Raw genomic sequence first — 16941 nt, 5'->3', positions numbered from 1 at the left:
GAGGAGCCCCGCGTGTCCGGAACGACGCCCGCCGATGTCGTGTGCCTCGGTGAGTCCATGGTGACGTTCCTGCCCTCACGGCCCGGGCGCCTCGCCGATGTGCCGTCCTTCGGCCGGGGCATCGGCGGCGCCGAGTCCAACGTCGCCTGCGCGCTGGCGGCGGCCGGGCACCGGACGGCGTGGGTGAGCCGGGTCGGGGCGGACGGCTTCGGCGACCACCTCGTGGAGGCGGTCGCCGCGTATGGCGTGGACACCTCCTTCGTGCGGCGCGATCCTTCGCGGCCGACCGGGATCTACTTCCGTACCGCCACGGACCGGGACACGGATGTCCACGAGGTGGCGTACTACCGGGCCGGGTCCGCGGCCTCCGCGATGTCGCCGTCCACCGTGCCGTGCGACGGGCTGCCCACCGGGCGGATCCTGCACCTGTCGGGGATCACCGCCGCGCTGTCGGCGGACTGCCTGGCGCTGCTCCACGAGCTGACCGCCCCGCGGGTGGGGCGGCCGTTGATCTCGTTCGACGTGAACTACCGGCCGGGGTTGTGGCGGGGGGAGTCCCCCGCGGTGCTGCTGGAGCCGGCGCGGCGGGCGGATGTGGTGTTCGTGGGGGAGGACGAGGCGGAGGCGGCGTGGGGGGTCGTGGGCGCCGCGGCGATCCGGGAGGCGCTGCCGGAGCCGGGGGTGGTGGTCGTGAAGCGCGGCGCCGACGGTGTGACGGTGTTCTCCCACGAACCGGGGCTCCGCGCCTCGAATGCCGGCGGGGCTGATGAGGTCACCCACGTCCCCGCGCTCCGCGTGGACGTCGTCGCCCCCGTCGGCGCCGGCGACGCCTTCGCCGCCGGGTTCCTGTCCGCGACCCTTCGCGGGCTCCCCGTACGGGACCGGGCCCGGCACGGGCACCTCATGGCCGCCGCCGTCCTCACCGTCCCCGGCGACCTCACCGCGCCCCCCGCCCGCGAGCACGCCGACCGGCTCGCGGCACTGGACGACGACGCGTGGGGGAGACTGCGTCTCGGCCCCGGGTGGACGGGGGACGACACGGAGGTACGTACGCCATGAGCCAGACCGTCGACCGCGCGCTGAGCATCCTGCCGCTGCTCGCCCAGGGGCCCGCCGACCTCGGGCAGGTCGCCGACCGGCTCGGCGTCCACAAGTCCACCGCGCTGCGCCTGCTCCGTACGCTCCACGAGCACGGGCTCGTCTACCGGCAGCAGGACCAGCGCTACCGCCTCGGCACACGGCTGTTCGCGCTCGCGCAGGAGGCCGTCGAGAACCTCGACGTACGGGAGATCGCCCACCCGCACCTCGTGGAGCTGAACGAGCACTGCGGGCACACCGTCCACCTCGCCGTGTACGAGGAGAACGAGGTCCTCTACATCGACAAGGTGGAGAGCCGCTACCCGGTCCGGATGTACTCGCGGATCGGCAAGCCCGTCGCGATCACCGTCGCCGCCGTGGCCAAGCTGCTGCTCGCCGACCTGAGCGAGGCCGAGCGGCGGGCCATCGCCGACAAGCTCGACTACCCCATGTACACGTCCCGTTCGACGCCCGGCGCCGCCGCGTTCCTCAAGGAGCTCGCCGCCGTACGCGAACAGGGCTGGGCCACCGATCTCGGCGGCCACGAGGAGTCCATCAACTGTGTCGGCGCCCCGATTCGCGGCGCCGACGGGCGCGTCGTCGCCGCGATGTCGGTCTCCGCGCCGAACGTGGTCGTCACGGCCGAGGAACTCCTCACCCTGCTCCCCCTGGTCCGTCGGACCGCCGACACCATCAGCCGGGAGTACTCCGGCAGCAACCGACCCAAGAAAGTCTGATCAGCGATGACCGACAAGACCGCGCTCACCCCCAGCACCCACACCACCCCGCCCGCGAAGTTCTCGCACGGCGTGCGCAAGGGCAACATCCTCCAGGTCGCCGGCCAGGTCGGCTTCCTGCCCGCCGTCGAGGGCCAGGCGCCCACCCCGGCCGGACCCACCCTGCGCGAGCAGACCCTCCAGACCTTCGCCAACGTCAAGGCGATCCTGGAGGAGGGCGGCGCGAGCTGGGACGACGTGATGATGATGCGCGTCTACCTCACGGACGTGGACCACTTCGCCGAGATGAACGAGATCTACAACGCGTACTTCGCCGAGCAGAACCTCAAGGAGGCCCCGGCCGCGCGCACCACGGTCTACGTCGGCCTCCCGAAGGGCCTCCTCATCGAGATCGACGCCCTCGCCGTCCTGGGCTGAGCCATCCCCGTAATCCGCACCCCGCCCGGCACGGCGCGCACACCCTTCGCGCCGTGCCGCGGTCCCCCCTGCCCAGAAACATGGATCAACAACGGAGTTACCCATGCAGCTCGCCGCAGGCCCCACCCCGCCCGAGACGCCACCCCACACCGGTGGACTCCTCCTCCTCATCGACGGCACGCCCGGTCTGCTGACCGTCGCCGTCCTCGGTATCGCGCTCCTCCTCTTCCTGATCATCAAGGTCAGGCTCCAGCCGTTCGTCGCGCTGCTCGCGGTCTCCATAGCCGTCGGCCTGGGCGCGGGGCTGTCGGTCACCGAACTCTTCGGCACCGTGCAGAAGTCCGCCGCCGTCTCCGTCATCGAGTCCGGCATGGGCGGCATCCTCGGCCATGTCGCGATCATCATCGGCCTCGGAACGATGCTCGGCGCGATCCTGGAGGTCTCCGGCGGCGCCGAGGTGCTGAGCGCCCGGCTGCTGCGGCTCTTCGGTGAGAAGCGCGCCCCGCTCGCGATGGGCCTGACCGGTCTGATCTTCGGTATCCCGGTCTTCTTCGACGTCGGCATCTTCGTCCTCGCGCCGATCGTCTACGCCGCCGCCAAGCGGTCCGGCAAATCGATCCTGCTCTACTCCATGCCGCTGCTCGCGGGGCTCTCCATGACCCACGCGTTCCTGCCGCCGCACCCCGGCCCGGTCGCCGCCGCCGGTCTCTTCCACGTCTCGCTCGGCTGGGTCATCCTGATGGGCGCCCTCGTCGGCATCCCGTCCGTGCTCGCCGCCTGGGGGTACGCCGCCTGGATCGGCAAGCGGATCTTCGTGGACGTTCCGCAGGACATGGTGGAGGCCGCCGAGGAGGCGAAGGCCGCCGTCGTCGCCGAGCAGCGGGCCGCCGGGGTCACCCCGCGCGAGGATCCGGTCGCGCTCTCCACCGTGCTCGCCATCATCGGCACCCCGCTGATCCTGATCCTCGCCGCCACGTTCTCCTCGATCGCGATGGACCCCTCGACGGGCCGCTCGGTCATCGAGTTCTTCGGGAACCCCTTCGTCGCCCTGACGATCGCGCTGCTGCTCGCGTACTACCTGCTCGGCATCCGGCGCGGCTGGTCCCGCAAGTCCCTGGAATCCGTGTCCACTTCCTCGCTGAAGCCGGTCGGGAACATCCTGCTCGTCGTCGGCGCGGGCGGCATCTTCGGTGCCGTGCTGAAGGGCAGCGGTATCGCGGACGCGCTCGCCGACACCTTCAACGACGTCGGCCTGCCCGTCATCCTGCTCGCCTGGCTGATCTCGGCCGTGCTGCGGATCGCCCAGGGCTCGGCGACCGTCGCCATCGTCACCACCGCCGGCATCGTGGTCCCGCTCGTGGAGAACCAGGGCTTCTCGCAGGCCCACCTCGCGCTGATCATCATGGCCATCTCGGCCGGCTCGATCATCGCCTCGCACGTCAACGACGGCGGCTTCTGGATGGTGTCGAAGTACTTCGGCATCTCCGAGCGCGACACCCTGAAGTCCTGGACGGTGCTCGAAACCGTCCTGTCGGTCGCCGGATTCGTCGCCGCCGCGCTGCTCAGCCTGGTGATCTAGCCGTACGCCGACGCGTACGCGTACGGGTCAGGCGGCCGAGGCGCAGATGATGCTGCGGCCCTGGTTGACCTGCCAGTACCAGAACCGCTCGCCGGGCCCCGCCGGACAGGTCCAGTTCTGGCCCTTCTTCGGGGCCCGGTAGAAGCCGGTGATCCGCAGGATCGACTGGCCCGCCTTGGGCACCTTCGACGCGTTGCAGCGCCACACCACCGTCAGGTCCGCGTTGGTCTCCCCGGTGACGTCGGCCGGGAAACACTGGCCCGCCTTGTACACCCGGTCCAGGCACAGCGTCCGCGTGATCCCGTCGTCGCCCGACCGGCTCCACCAGGTGAAACCGGCGCCCGTGTCGCAGGAGCCGGACGCGCCGGTGCGGGTGCTCACCCGGTTGACGTGCATGTACGCGTTCGAGGCGGCGCACTTCACCCGGGTCGGGCGGCTCGCGCTCATCTTGTCGTAGCCGTCGTTGTAGACGTTGAGGCAGTCGCCCGCGTGCACGGCGGCGAAGGCGCGATCGGTGGAATCCATGGTGGGGGTGGGAGTCGGTGTCGGGGTGGGGGTCGGGGTGGGGGTCGGCGTCGGGTCTTCGGTGTCGGTGTTGTCGGAGTCGCTGTCCGTCGAGCCGCCGCCGCCGCCCGACGTGTCCGTGTCGGCGGTCGTGCCGGCGTCCGAATGCGTGTCCAGGTCGCTGCCCGAGGTGACGGAGCCGGACGCGCGGCCGCCCGCCTTCTCCCACGGCTGCCACGTCAGCAGCCCCGCCACGGCGACCAGGGCGAGCAGCCAGCCCAGGGCGGTGGCGCCGGAGGACGACGAGCGGGTGCGCGGGCCCGCCGGGGCGGGGACCGGGGCGGGCGAGGCGGTCCGGGCCCGGGCGGCACGCTCGGCGCGGTCCCGCTCGGCGCGCTGCCGGGCCGCCCGCTCCCGCTCGGCGCGCTCGCGGTCCGCCCGCTCCCGGGCCGCCCGCCCCCGCGCCACGCGCTCGGCCTCCAGGCGGGCGGCCTCCGCGCGCTCCCGCTCGGCCTGCCGGGCCGCCTCCGCCTGCCGGCGGGCCACCCGATCCGCCTCCTCGCGCTCCGACTGCTCGCGCTCCGCGCGCTGCCGCTCGGCCAGCTGGGCCAGGGCCGCCATCTCGCGGCGGGTCCGGTCGCGGTCGGCCCGGGCCTGCCGCTGCGGCGAGTACACCAGCGTCGGGGGCGGCTTCGGCACCGCGCGCGTCCGCTGCGTCACCGTCGGGGCGTGCGACGGGCCACCCGGGGGCCGGCCACCCGCCCATTCCAGGCCCTGGTGCGCGTACGCGTCGATCAGCGCCGTCCAGCGCGGCGGCAGCCAGCGCGTGCCGCTCGTCGTCATCGGCAGCCCGGCCTGCTGCTCACGGAAGCGGGCCAGCAGCTCGGCGGGGGTCGGACGGTGCCGGGGCTGCACGGCCAGGCACGGCCGGATCGTCGCGACCAGCTCCTTGGGCAGCCCGGTCAGATCGAGCTCGCCGCGCTGCACCCGGGCCAGCAGCCGCAGCGTGTCGCCGTCCGCGCGGTAGGGCGCCCGGCCGGTGGCCAGCAGGAAGAGCGTGGCGCCCAGCGAGTACACGTCGGAGGCGGCCGTGGACTCCTCGCCGCGCGCCTGCTCCGGCGAGGTGAAGGCGATCGTGCCCAGCGTGAGGCCCGTCAGGGTGAGGTCGCTGGCGTGCGAGATGCCGAAGTCGATGACCCGGGGCCCGTCCAGCGGCAGCAGCACGTTCTGCGGCTTCACGTCGCGGTGGACGATCCCGACCCCGTGCAGGGTGACCAGGGCCTCGGCGGTGCCGGCCGCGATCCACCGTACGGCCGAGGCGGGCAGCACCCCGCAGGAGCGGACCAGTTCGGAGAGCGGGGGCGCGGCGATGTAGTCGATGGCCATCCAGGGCCGCTCGGCGTCCGGATCGGCGTCCCGTACGCGCGCGGTGTAGGCGCTGTCCACTCGCTGGGCGACCGCCACCTCACGGGCGAAGCGCCGCCGGTCGGTGTCGGCGACCCGGCCCTCCGCGAGGAGCGTCTTCACGGCGACGAGGTCCCGGCCGCCGGCCCGGGCCAGATAGATCCGGCCCATGCCCCCGGACGCCAGCCGCCCGAGCAGCCGGTACGGGCCGAGCGTCACCGGATCGTCCCCGCCCAGCGCTTCGATCCGCGCCCCGGCCATGTCACTCCCCCTGTCGCCCCAGCACCGCGCCCACCACGGTGCCACGTCCGGGCGCGGACAGCCATGCGGTGGCACAACTCCCCTACAGGACTGTTGCGTTACCGGTATCGAAGTCGTGGCCCGCGGGTGCTGTCCGTACACGCAGCAGCGCCGCCGGGGGAGCGGCGGCGCTGCTGGTCATGGGGAGGTGGTTTACGGGAGGCCGTGGACGTGCGGGCCGACCGCGTTCGACCAGGCGTTGCCGGACGTGGCGTCCCAGTTGGTCGACCAGGTCATCGCGCCGCGCACCCCGGGGTACGTCTTCGACGGCTTGAAGCTGCCGCAGCCGGTGCCCTTGGCCAGGCAGTCCAGGGCCGCGTTCACGACCGACGGGGCGACGTAACCGCTGCCCGCGCCCCGGGTGGAGGCGGGGACGCCGAGGCCGACCTGCGACGGGTCGAGGCCGCCCTCCAGCTGGATGCAGGCCAGCGCGGTGAGGAAGTCCACCGAACCCTGCGAGTAGACCTTGCCGTCACAGCCGAGCATCGAACCGCTGTTGTAGTACTGCATGTTGACGACGGTGAGGATGTCCTTGATGCCGAGCGCCGTCTTGAAGTACTCACCCGATGTGGACTGCATGTCGATGGTCTGCGGAGCCATCGTGATGACGAGGCCGGAGCCCGCCTTCTGCGACAGCGAACGCAGCGCCTTCGTCATGTACGTGGAGTTGAGGCCGTTCTCCAGGTCGATGTCGACGCCGTTGAAGCCGTACTCCTGGATCAGCGAGTAGAGCGAGTTGGCGAAGTTGGTCGCGGACGCGTCGCTGTTGACCGAGACCGATCCCTTCTCGCCGCCGACCGAGATGATGACGTTCTTGCCTGCCGCCTGCTTCGCCTTGATGTCGGCCTTGAACTGGTCGACGGTGTAGCCGTTCAGGCCCGCCGAGTCCAGGTTGAAGGTGACGGCGCCGGGCGTGGTCGTGGCGTCGGCGAAGGAGACCGCGATGATGTCGTAGTTGGCGGGCACGTCGCTGAGCTTCTGGACGGTCGCGCCGTTGTTGAAGTTCTGCCAGTAGCCGGTCACCGCGTGCTTCGGCACGGAGGTGCCCGGGTTCGGGTTGGTCGAACCGGACTTGGCGGTGCGGCCGCTGACGGTCGCCGACTTCACGGACTCGCCGGCCGCGTTGGTGGCGGTCACCGCGAACTGGTAGGCCGTGTCTGCCGCGAGACCGGTGACGGTCGCCGAGGTGCCGGAGGCCGTGGTGGCCTTCACGCCGTCCTTGTAGACGGTGTAGCCGGTCGCGCCGGACACCGCGTTCCAGGACAGGCCGACCGAGGACGACGTGGTCGAGCCGACCGCGAGCCCGGCCGGGGCGCCGGGGATCGACGGGCCGGGGTCGGTGCCGCCGCCACCGTCGGGGCCGGTCACCGAGAAGTCGTCCACGAGGTAGGCCGCCTGGCCGTACCAGCCGTGCGTGTACACGGTGACGGACGTGGTGTTCGCACCGGTCGTGAAGCTGGTCTTCAGCTGCGTCCAGCCGGTCGAGCCGGGCGTCCACGTCGAGACGTCGGTGGTTCCGGTGCCGCCGGCGCCCAGGTACGTGTAACTGCCCTGGACCCAGGCGCTGAGCTGGTATGTGGAGTTGGGCTTGACGGCCACGGTCTGCGAGCACTTGGCGTTGTCCTGGCCGGCCGGGGTGGCCTTGAGGGCGGAGGTGCCGCCGTGCACGGGGGAGGAGACGGTGGTGCCGGAGTTTCCGGTGCACGTCCAGTTGGCGAGGCCCGATTCGAAGCCGGCGTTCTTGGCGACGTTGACGTCGGCGGCCTCGGCGCTGGTCACGAGCCCGGTGAGGGTCAGGGCACCGGCCGCGACGACGGCCACGGCGGAGCCGAGGAGCGGGCGGGCAGGGCGTCTTCTGCGGCTCGGGGCGGGGGAACGATCCACTTGCTGCCTCCGGGGGGAGTCGGGGATGGCGGGGGGCGGCACGGGGGTGCCGGGGTGTGGAATCGAGGAACGGTGGCCACCGCTGGCCGATAAACTGGTCCAGACCAATCAAGTTGTCAAGACCTCTGGCGGTCTCCGGTCCCCCCGAAGGCGCCGACGACCTCATCACCCGTGCTCCACGGGCTTCTTGAAAGTGTTCTCTGTCCTGCCGTACGTGGATAAAGTGCTCAGGCGGGAGCATCCGAGCGGAAGCACCCGGCGGGAGCGAGTGCGGCCGGCGGTACGCGGCGGCCCGAGGAACGGGGAGCGGCGTGCCGACAGCCATAGCAGTGACCGGTCCCGGCCTCGCGCTGCCCCCGCAGGACCGCCAGACGCCCCCGGCGGTCGTCCTGCGCGCCCCCGGCGAACAGTCCCTGGACCAGGCGGTGGACGACATGCGGCTCCTCCTGGAGCAGCACGGACACGTCATCGCCGTCTACCCGGACGGCATCCCCGCCGCGCACGAGCGCCGGCTGCACACCGTCCGCGCGGTCCTGGAGAGCGACCGGATCGCCCTGCTCAAGTCGGACCTGCCGCCGCTCGGCGTGGCCGTACTGGTGCGCCAGTTAAGGCAGTTGTCCGTCTGCGACTTCAGTGCGGGAGTGATCGCCTCCGCCGCGCGGCTCCTGTCCCACTACGTGCACGCCGGGGCCCTGCTCCACTCCGTGACCCGGCTCGACCGGGTGCCCGTCAGCCTCAAGTCGCACGCCAAGTCCTGGTTCCCCGGTGCTCAGTTCGGCGTGCTCGCCAACCCGGAGCCCCAGCTCGTCAGGGCCGGAACGGGGGAGCTGTCCGGCCCCCGCTTCGCCACGCATCTCCTGGTCGCCCGGGGGCAGTCCCCGTCGGAGTGGGTGACCGGGACGCTGGCCCGGGCGTGGCAGGTGCAGGCGGTGCACGAGGCCGTGCTGCCCGACGAGTCCCCCGGCTGGTGGGGCACCCCGAGGATGATCGAGTTCGCGGCCTATCTGCCCGACATCTCACTGATCTACCAACTGGTCTCCTCGGTGCGCAGAGAGGTCTGTACCTGGTGCGGAAACGAACTCATCGGCGACCGCTGCGGGCTGTGCAACGCCCCCTTGAACCCGCCCGAGGACCGCACACGCGGCCCCGCCGCGCTGAATCCCTGACGTCCCCGTACCGCCCCGCTCCGTACCGACCGTCGGCCCACATACCCCAACGAGGTCGCTCCGCCCATGAATTCACGGCAACGCCGCGGCGTCATCCTGCTCGTTCTGTCGGTCCTGTGCGCCCTCGCCGCCTTCGCCGGTGTGATCTCGGTGATCGGTGACGTGAACGCGAAGGTGGGCCCCGAGGTGACCGCGTACCGGGTGAAGACCACCATCGCGCCCTACAAGCCGCTGGAATCAAGCCAGTTCGAGAAGATCTCGATGCCCGAGCGGTGGCTCTCCAAGAGCGCCGTCACCGACCTCTCCGCCCTCCGCGGCAAGATCGCCGTCACCGAACTGCACCCGGGCTCCCTGCTCCAGGAAGACATGCTGGTCGACCGCCCGCAGCTGAAGAGCGGGCAGCAGGAGATCGCCATCATGATCGACGCCGCGACCGGCGTCGCCGGCAAGATCAGGCCCGGCAACCTCGTCAACATCTACGCCACCTTCGCCGGCCGCACCGACAAGGAGAGGCCCACCTCGCGCGTCATCGTGGCCAACGCCCATGTCATCGACGTCGGCCGGCTCACCTCCCTCGAACCCAAGCCGGAGGACCGCGGCGACGGCCCCACCGAGGCCGTGCCGATCACCTTCGCCCTGGACACCGACGACGCCCAGCGCGTCGCCTACGCGGAGTCCTTCGCCGAACACGTACGCCTCGCCCTGCTCCCCGCCGACAGCCCGACCACCCTGCGCCCGGGCGAGGGCAGCTACGACCTCGACGAAGACAAGAGCAAGTGAGGACCGGATGAGCACACGCATCCTCCCGGCCGTCGGTGACGCCGACGCCGCCCGCGCCGTCTCCGGCCTCCTCGGCCAGCTCCCCGACGCGGAGCCGGCCGCCCCGATCGGCGACTCGACCTCACTGCTCGACACCCTCGCCCGGCTCGCCGCCGAATCCCTGGACGAGCTCCCCGAGGTCGTCCTCGTGCACGAACGGATCGGCCCCGTCCCGGCCCTGGAGCTGATCCGGGAAGTGGCCCTGCGCTTCCCGGCCGTCGGCGTCGTCCTCGTCACCGCCGACACCAGCCCCGGGCTCTACTCGGCCGCCATGGACTCCGGCGCCCGCGGCCTGGTCGGCCTGCCCCTCTCGTACGAGGAACTGGCGCAGCGCGTCCAGGCAGCCTCCGGCTGGTCCGTGGGCGTCCGCCGCCACCTCGGGGCGGGGGCCGAGCCGCACACCGGACCCGCCGGCACCGTCGTCACCGTCAGCGGCGCGAAGGGCGGCGTCGGCACGACGGTCACCGCCGTCCAGCTCGCCCTGGCGGCCGCCGCCTCCGGGCACACCGTCGCGCTGGCCGACCTGGACCTCCAGTCGGGGGACGTCGCCTCCTACCTGGACGTGCAGTTCCGCCGGTCCGTGGTGGACCTCGCCACCATCCAGGACATCTCGCCCCGGGTCCTCCAGGACGCCCTGTACAACCACGAGTCCGGGGTCGCCCTGCTGCTGGCCCCGGCCGACGGCGAGCGCGGCGAGGACGTCACCGACCGCGTCGTACGCCAGACCGTGAGCGCCCTGCGCCACCGCTACGAGGTCGTCGTCATCGACTGCGGTACGTACATGAACTCGGCCAACGCCGCGGCCGTCGAGATGGCCGACCGCACCGTGCTCGTCACCACCCCCGACGTGATCACCGTCCGGGCCGCCAAGCGCATGGTCCGGCTCTGGGACCGGCTCCAGGTCCGCAAGGCCGAGGAGACCATCACCCTCGTCAACCGCCACACCCGTCACACGGAGATCCAGCCCGCGCTGATCGAGAAGATCACCGCCACCAGGGTCGCCCGGACCGCCGTCCCGGCCAACTTCAAGGAGCTCCAGGCCGTCGTGGACGCCGGACGCCTCCAGGACCTGGACGCCAAGTCCACCGTGAAACAAGCTCTGTGGGGGCTGGCCGGAGACCTCGGTCTGGTCAAGAACGCGGAAGCGGCCGCCCGAGGGGGCAGGCTCAAGGGAGACCGCGGCGCGTCCGGCGGCCGGCGGGCGCGGGCGAAATGACCACCGAGGGGGAGTGCCGTGCCATGAACCTCTTACGCGCAGACGTGCGCCGTGCCGCCCGCTCCGACCGGGGCCAGACCGCGATCGAGTTCGTCGGCACCCTGCCCCTGATCCTGCTCACCCTCGCCCTGCTCTGGCAGGCGGGGCTCGTCTGCTACACGTACATCCTCGCCGGGAACGCCGCCGACAAGGCCGTCCGGGCCGCCGCCGTCGCCGAGGGCGACCCGGAGGCGGCCTGCGAACGGGCGGTGCGCGAGGACGTCCCCGGGGCCTGGTCGACGGTGGTGCGGTGCGACGGGGTCGGCGAGCTGGTCACCGCGACCGTGCGCATCGACGTACCCCTGCTGTTCCCCGGGGCGTTCAGCGTGCCCATGCACGCCACGGGCGAGGCGAAGGCCAGGAACGAACGGCGGGACGCATGGTGACCCGGCGCCGCACCGGCTCCCGGCAGCGCGGGCAGGCCGCCGTCGAGTACGTGGGGGTGCTCACCCTGCTCCTCGTCGTCGCGCTCGCCGTCGCGCAGCTCGGCATCGCCGTCTACGCCGCCCAGCAGGCGGGTACGGCCGCGCGGACCGCGGCCCGGGTGGCGTCGACCGAGGACCAGCAGGGCCGGGGGGCCGCCGTGGCGAAGCAGTCCATGAGCGGTTGGCTGGCCGACGGTGCCGGCGTCAGCGAGGAGGCCGGCGCCGAAGCCGTGACCGTACGCGTGAGCGTGAAGATCCCCAGCCTGCTGCCGATGCTCTCCTTCGGCTCCGTCGAGAAGAGCGCCACCATGCCCCGCGACTGACCCCGGACCCAAGCGGCGCCGACCGGAATCGACGGAGTTTCGAAGGAGTTGAGCACATGAGCCTGCGGGCGCGCATCACCAGCCCCGAACCCGCCAACGGGATGAGCGAGGAGAGCCGGCTCGTCGGCGCCTACCGCGCCAAACTGCTGGAGGAGATCGACCTCGCCGAGATGTCCGCCCTCCCGGCGGCCGACCGCAGAGCCCGGCTCGAACGCGTCCTCGGCCACATCATCAGCCGCGAGGGCCCCGTCCTGTCCTCCGTGGAGCGCTCCCAGCTCATCCGCCGGGTCGTGGACGAGGCGCTGGGCCTCGGCATCCTCGAACCGCTCCTGGAGGACGCCTCCATCAGCGAGATCATGGTCAACGGCCCCGAACAGGTCTACGTGGAGCGCGGCGGCCGCCTCGAACTCCTGCCGATGCGCTTCTCCTCCCACGAACAGCTGATGCAGACCATCGAGCGCATCGTCTCCACGGTCAACCGCCGGGTGGACGAGTCGAATCCGATGGTCGACGCCCGGCTCCCCTCCGGCGAGCGCGTCAACGTGGTCATCCCGCCGCTCTCCCTGTCGGGCCCGATCCTCACCATCCGGCGCTTCCCCCGCGCCTTCACGCTCCAGGAGATGATCGCGCTCGGCTCGCTGGACGAGCACATGCTGCTCCTGCTCGCCGGGTTCGTCCGCGCCAAGTTCAACGTGATCGTCTCCGGCGCCACCGGCACCGGCAAGACCACCCTGCTCAACGCGCTCTCCGGGCTGATCCCCGACGGCGAGCGCATCGTCACCATCGAGGACTCCGCCGAGCTCCGGCTCCAGCAGTCCCACGTCATCACGCTGGAGAGCCGCCCGCCGAACGTCGAGGGCAAGGGCCGGGTCACCATCCGCGACCTCGTCCGCAACTCCCTGCGCATGCGGCCCGACCGCATCATCGTCGGCGAGGTCAGGGGCGGCGAGACCCTCGACATGCTCCAGGCCATGTCCACCGGCCACGACGGCTCCCTCGCCACCGTCCACGCCAACAGCGCGGAGGACGCGCTGATGCGGCTCCAGACCCTCAGCTCCATGTCCGAGGTCGAGATCCCGTTCGCCGCGATCCACGACCAGATCAACAGCGCCGTCGACGTCATCATCCAGCTGACCCGGCACGGCGACGGCGCCCGTCGTGTCACGGAGATCGCCGTCGTGGACTCGTACGGCCGCGAGGACTACCGCATCGTCTCCGTCTGCCGCTTCGACGCCCTCCCGATGGCGGCGGACGGGCGCGTGTACGGGCAGTTCGCGTACTCCCCCGTGCCCCGCCGGGTCGCGGACCGTTTCTACATGGCGAACGAGACCGTCCCGCCGGCGTTCGGGGTCGCCCATACGGACGAGCAGCTGCTGACCCGTACGCCGACGGCCTGACCCTCTCACCCCTCGGAAGGCGCTTCCCGACATGGACAACCTGCCGCTCCTGACGGTCGGCGTGACCCTGCTCGCCTGTGTGCTCGCCGTCGTCGGCCTGCATGTCCTCGCCTCCGGCAGGGAACAGCAGCGGGCGCTCATCGACCGCCTGTCCCGGACCGGCCCCCCGGCGATCGAGGGGCGCGCCCGGCGCTTCCGGTCCGTCGACCGCAGGCTGCGGCGGACCGGCCTCGGCAAGCGCATCGAGCGGAAGCTCGCGGTCACCGGCCTCGACCTCACGCCCGGCGAGTACGCGGTGTACGTCGTCGCCGCCCTGCTCGGGCTCTACTTCGTCACCGCGGCCGTCTTCGCCCCGTTCTTCGGGCTCCTCGCCGTCCTCATCGGCGCCTGGGGCGGCAATGCCTTCCTCAACTGGCAGCGCGCCAAACGCACCGAGGCGTTCATCAGCCAGCTCCCCGAACTCACCCGCGTCCTCGCCAACGCCACCCAGGCCGGACTCGCCCTGCGCACCGCGATCTCCATGGCCGTCGAGGAGCTGGACGACCCCGCCCACGAGGAACTGCGGCGCGTCGCCGACCGCCTGGCCATCGGGCACTCCCTGGACGACGCCCTCAACGAACTCGTGGAACGGCTGCCCTCCCGCGAGCTGACCGTCCTCGTCTCGACGCTCATCCTGTCCAACCGGGCGGGCGGCACCATCGTCTCCTCGCTGCGCAACCTCACCAACACGCTGGAGGAGCGCAAGGAGACCCGGCGCGAGGTCACCACCCTCCTCTCGCAGGTGAAGGTCACCGCCGTCGCCGTCCCCGTCCTCGGGCTGCTCTTCCTGCTCCTCATCAACACCATGAGGGGCGGCGCGCTGGACGACATGGCCGCCGCGGCCCCCGGCCGCATCGCGATCGTCGTCGCCGCCGGGCTCTACGGCCTCGGCTTCTTCCTGATCAACCGCCTGACCCGCGTCCGCATCTGACGGCCGGAGAGGAGACGCACATGGAGATCCTGCTCGCCGCCGTCATGGGACTCGCCGTCCTCGGCGCCTTCCAGGGCATCCGCATGTACCGCGCGGACGCCAAGCTCCCCGGCGACCTGGCCCTCGCCCTGGAGGTCGGCGCCAGCCGCACCAGCGCCGCCGGTTCGGCCATCGACCGCGTCGGCATGCGGTACGCGCCCCGGGTCCTGTCGCTGATGGGCCCCAGGAGCGTCGACCGGATCCGCCGGAAGCTCGACATGGCGGGCAACCCGCGCGGCCTGACCGTCGACCGTTACGCCGCCCGGCGCGCGGTCTTCGGCGGGCTCGGCATCCTGGCCGCCCTGGCGATGCTGATGAACGGGCAGGTGGTCCTGGCCGTCATCCTGCTCGTCTACGGCCTGTTCTGGACGGACGTGATCATCCGGGCGGCCATCGCCCGACGCAAGGACGACATCGAGCGCACCCTGCCCGACTTCCTGGACGTCCTCGCGGTCGTCGTCTCGGCCGGTCTCGGCTTCCGGCAGGCGCTGGAGCGGGTCTCGGAGAAGTACACCGGGCCGTGGTCCGACGAGCTCCGCATCACCCTGCGCCAGATGGACATGGGCGTCAGCAGACGCGACGCCTTCGACCAGCTCCGCCGCCGCAACGAGTCCGAACAGGTCTCGATGTTCGTCTCCGCCCTCCAGCAGGGCGAGGAGCTGGGCGCCCCCATCGTCGACACCCTGATCCAGATCGCCAACGACATGCGCCGCACGGACGCCCAGAACGCCCGCCGCAAGGCCGCCAAGGCGGTCCCCAAGGCCACGCTGATCGTCACGAGCTTCATGCTCCCGGGCACGATCATCCTGATCGCGGTCGGCTTCTACTACGCGGCGAACGTGAACATCAATGAGATCTTCGGCAGCTGAGCCCGCAAAGTGCCCTCCGCAGAGGGCCGTTTGTGGGACATTCGGAGCTGTGGGGGGCGGGAGGGACGGCATGGCCGAAAGCGATACGTCTGACGAGCCCCCGAAGTGGGAATGGGCCCGGCAGCCCACGACGAAGGCCACTGCACCGACGTACTTTGCCCGCGACACACGGACTTACGGACCAACGTCGACCGATTCCCGGTCGGTCGAACCTGGAGGGGGACATCGCCATGAAGGACATCGCGCTCAGGGCGGCGGTGCGGACGCAGACTTATGTGAACCACTGGGCGCACACCACCGTGGACCGCATGACGCGCCGGAAGGACAGGGGGCAGGGGGCGATCGAGTACGTCGGCATCACGATTCTGGTGGTGGCGATCGTGATCGCTCTGATCAATACCAAGATGGGCACCACCATCGGAAACAAATTCAAGGATAAGATCAACAAGGTCCTGGGCAAGTGACGCCAGAGGACTCGGGGCAGGCCGCACCGCTGTACATCACAGCGGTGGTGGGCCTGCTCTTCCTTGCCTTGATCTTCTTCGCATTCGGCGAAGCCGATATTCAGCGAAATGGTGTGCAGGGTGCAGCCGATGCGGCAGCGCTGGCAGCGGCCAAGGAATCGCGCAGCCTGCTCGAACCCGATCTCAAGGCGCACCTCGCGGACCCGGATTATTTTGAGTCGGTGTTCAGCCCGTCCTTCCTGGGAGGGTCGGACAACGCCTGCTGGAGGGCGTCCTCCTTCGCTGCGCTGAACAAGGCGAGCGTCGTCCGTTGTCAGCCACTGGCCGACGGCCGATGGGGCTATGAGGTCCGCCTGCAGTCCAACAAGGGCATAAGCACGGACACCGTGCCGGGCACCGAGGGAAAGAAGGCGGAAGCTGCAGCCGTGGCCGTGGTCGAACCCCGCTGCACGTTCACCGCGGAGCCGAACAGCACACCCGACCCGGCGAGCTCTCCGGACACGGGAGCAGATCCGGACGCGGAGGCGACAGCCACGCCGGTTGGCAAGGTCCGTTGTGATGGGGGCCTGGACTGGGTGGTCGACTCCGAAGATCTGACGCTCATGCCTGAGATGGCCGACCTCTTCTCCGTGCGCTTGGCCGAGAACTGACCACGAATGGATGCAAAGGATCCCGAATGAACTTCCGGCACGTGGGGAAAGTACGCCGGGCTGGGGCGGTCGTACTCCTGGCCTCGTCTCTGCTGTTCTCAACGGCAGCGTGTGGTGGCGACGACAAGGAAGCGGGCAAGGAGCCCGCAGCCTCGTTTGACGCAGGAAAGGGTCAGGGCAAACAGGGGGCACAGAGCGAGACGCTTCCCGACCGCAGCAAGACGCTCGCGACCCTCAAGAACGACAAAGGTGTCGAGATGATCGTGTACTCGGCCAAGCGGGACAGCGGCGGCTTCCTGACCGTCAGCGGCGACTTCAAGAACACCGGCGGAGAAGGGTTCACCACGCCTCTCGAATGGAGCGGGCAGGAGGAAGCGGTCACCGATACAGGCCCTTCACTGGCTGGCATGACGCTTGTGGACTCGGTCGGCAAGAAGCGTTACTACGTGCTGCGGGATACGGACAACCGGCCGCTCACCACGAGTAACTACACGTCGAGCATCGACCCGGGACAGAGCCTGAACTTCTTCGCCCAGTTCCCGTCCCCGCCCAGCACGACCAACAAGGTTGATCTCCAGTTCCCGGGGTTCCCGAACGCGACGATTGAGATCTCCGGATGAGTGCCGACACCGACGCCGCGAAGGGGGCAAGGACACGTGTCG

Annotated in this window: 17 protein-coding genes; 15 read left to right on the top strand and 2 right to left on the bottom strand. The window is 70.9% G+C overall.

Features of this window, described 5'->3' with window-relative positions; genetic code table 11:
- The first annotated feature begins 12 nt into the window (after nt 1–12).
- From OG867_RS10615 to OG867_RS10600, 4 genes are all read left to right on the top strand, one after another.
- Nucleotides 13–1059, top strand: coding sequence for a sugar kinase (locus OG867_RS10615; RefSeq protein ID WP_406284542.1), 1047 nt, complete (start codon nt 13–15; stop codon nt 1057–1059).
- Nucleotides 1056–1814 (top strand): IclR family transcriptional regulator, encoded by a 759-nt coding sequence (locus OG867_RS10610; RefSeq protein ID WP_328902000.1) that lies wholly within the window; start codon nt 1056–1058, stop codon nt 1812–1814. The genes OG867_RS10615 and OG867_RS10610 overlap by 4 nt, the downstream gene beginning before the upstream one ends.
- Nucleotides 1815–1820: 6 nt before the next feature.
- Nucleotides 1821–2231: a RidA family protein gene (locus OG867_RS10605; protein ID WP_018100981.1), complete on the top strand. Its 411-nt coding sequence runs from the start codon at nt 1821–1823 to the stop codon at nt 2229–2231.
- Between the two features lie 103 nt (nt 2232–2334).
- The gene (locus OG867_RS10600; protein ID WP_406284537.1) at nt 2335–3810 is read left to right on the top strand and encodes a GntP family permease; all 1476 of its coding nucleotides are present in this window, start codon (nt 2335–2337) and stop codon (nt 3808–3810) included.
- A 27-nt stretch (nt 3811–3837) separates the two neighbouring features.
- On the opposite strand, the gene OG867_RS10595 is transcribed toward OG867_RS10600, so the two are convergent.
- Nucleotides 3838–5979 carry a serine/threonine-protein kinase gene (locus OG867_RS10595; protein ID WP_406284535.1) on the bottom strand — a complete coding sequence of 714 codons (2142 nt, stop codon included), beginning with the start codon at nt 5977–5979 and terminating at the stop codon, nt 3838–3840.
- Between the two features lie 192 nt (nt 5980–6171).
- Nucleotides 6172–7902 carry a chitinase gene (locus tag OG867_RS10590; protein ID WP_406284534.1) on the bottom strand — a complete coding sequence of 577 codons (1731 nt, stop codon included), beginning with the start codon at nt 7900–7902 and terminating at the stop codon, nt 6172–6174.
- A 329-nt stretch (nt 7903–8231) separates the two neighbouring features.
- On the opposite strand from OG867_RS10590, the gene OG867_RS10585 reads away from it, so the two are divergent.
- The 11 genes from OG867_RS10585 (at nt 8232) to OG867_RS10535 (ending at nt 16899) form a co-directional block, all read left to right on the top strand.
- Nucleotides 8232–9068: a hypothetical protein gene (locus OG867_RS10585; protein WP_406290881.1), complete on the top strand. Its 837-nt coding sequence runs from the start codon at nt 8232–8234 to the stop codon at nt 9066–9068.
- 66 nt (nt 9069–9134) lie between these two features.
- Nucleotides 9135–9848, top strand: coding sequence for a Flp pilus assembly protein CpaB (gene cpaB / locus OG867_RS10580; RefSeq protein WP_406284532.1), 714 nt, complete (start codon nt 9135–9137; stop codon nt 9846–9848).
- A 7-nt stretch (nt 9849–9855) separates the two neighbouring features.
- The gene (locus OG867_RS10575) at nt 9856–11103 is read left to right on the top strand and encodes an AAA family ATPase (protein ID WP_328902006.1); all 1248 of its coding nucleotides are present in this window, start codon (nt 9856–9858) and stop codon (nt 11101–11103) included.
- A 23-nt stretch (nt 11104–11126) separates the two neighbouring features.
- Nucleotides 11127–11528, top strand: coding sequence for a TadE/TadG family type IV pilus assembly protein (locus OG867_RS10570; protein ID WP_406284529.1), 402 nt, complete (start codon nt 11127–11129; stop codon nt 11526–11528).
- Nucleotides 11522–11890: a TadE/TadG family type IV pilus assembly protein gene (locus tag OG867_RS10565; RefSeq protein ID WP_406284526.1), complete on the top strand. Its 369-nt coding sequence runs from the start codon at nt 11522–11524 to the stop codon at nt 11888–11890. The genes OG867_RS10570 and OG867_RS10565 overlap by 7 nt, the downstream gene beginning before the upstream one ends.
- 56 nt (nt 11891–11946) lie before the next feature.
- Nucleotides 11947–13287: a CpaF family protein gene (locus OG867_RS10560; RefSeq protein WP_328902009.1), complete on the top strand. Its 1341-nt coding sequence runs from the start codon at nt 11947–11949 to the stop codon at nt 13285–13287.
- A gap of 31 nt (nt 13288–13318) precedes the next feature.
- Nucleotides 13319–14257, top strand: a complete 939-nt coding sequence (locus tag OG867_RS10555; RefSeq protein ID WP_406284523.1) for a type II secretion system F family protein — start codon at nt 13319–13321, stop codon at nt 14255–14257.
- 20 nt (nt 14258–14277) lie between these two features.
- Nucleotides 14278–15165 (top strand): DUF5936 domain-containing protein, encoded by an 888-nt coding sequence (locus OG867_RS10550; RefSeq protein ID WP_406284520.1) that lies wholly within the window; start codon nt 14278–14280, stop codon nt 15163–15165.
- Nucleotides 15166–15395: 230 nt separating this feature from the next.
- Entirely contained in the window at nt 15396–15629 is a 234-nt protein-coding gene (locus OG867_RS10545; protein ID WP_406284518.1) for a hypothetical protein, read from the top strand.
- Nucleotides 15626–16279 carry a pilus assembly protein TadG-related protein gene (locus OG867_RS10540; RefSeq protein ID WP_406284515.1) on the top strand — a complete coding sequence of 218 codons (654 nt, stop codon included), beginning with the start codon at nt 15626–15628 and terminating at the stop codon, nt 16277–16279. Before OG867_RS10545 ends, OG867_RS10540 begins: the two co-directional genes overlap by 4 nt.
- A gap of 26 nt (nt 16280–16305) precedes the next feature.
- A complete protein-coding gene (locus tag OG867_RS10535) occupies nt 16306–16899 on the top strand; it encodes a hypothetical protein (protein ID WP_406284513.1) in 594 nt (197 codons plus the stop codon).
- The last annotated feature ends 42 nt before the right edge of the window (nt 16900–16941 follow it).

It is taken from the genome of Streptomyces sp. NBC_00209, assembly GCF_045206345.1.
Lineage (GTDB): Bacteria > Actinomycetota > Actinomycetes > Streptomycetales > Streptomycetaceae > Streptomyces.
This window is presented reverse-complemented; position numbering and strand designations above follow the sequence as displayed.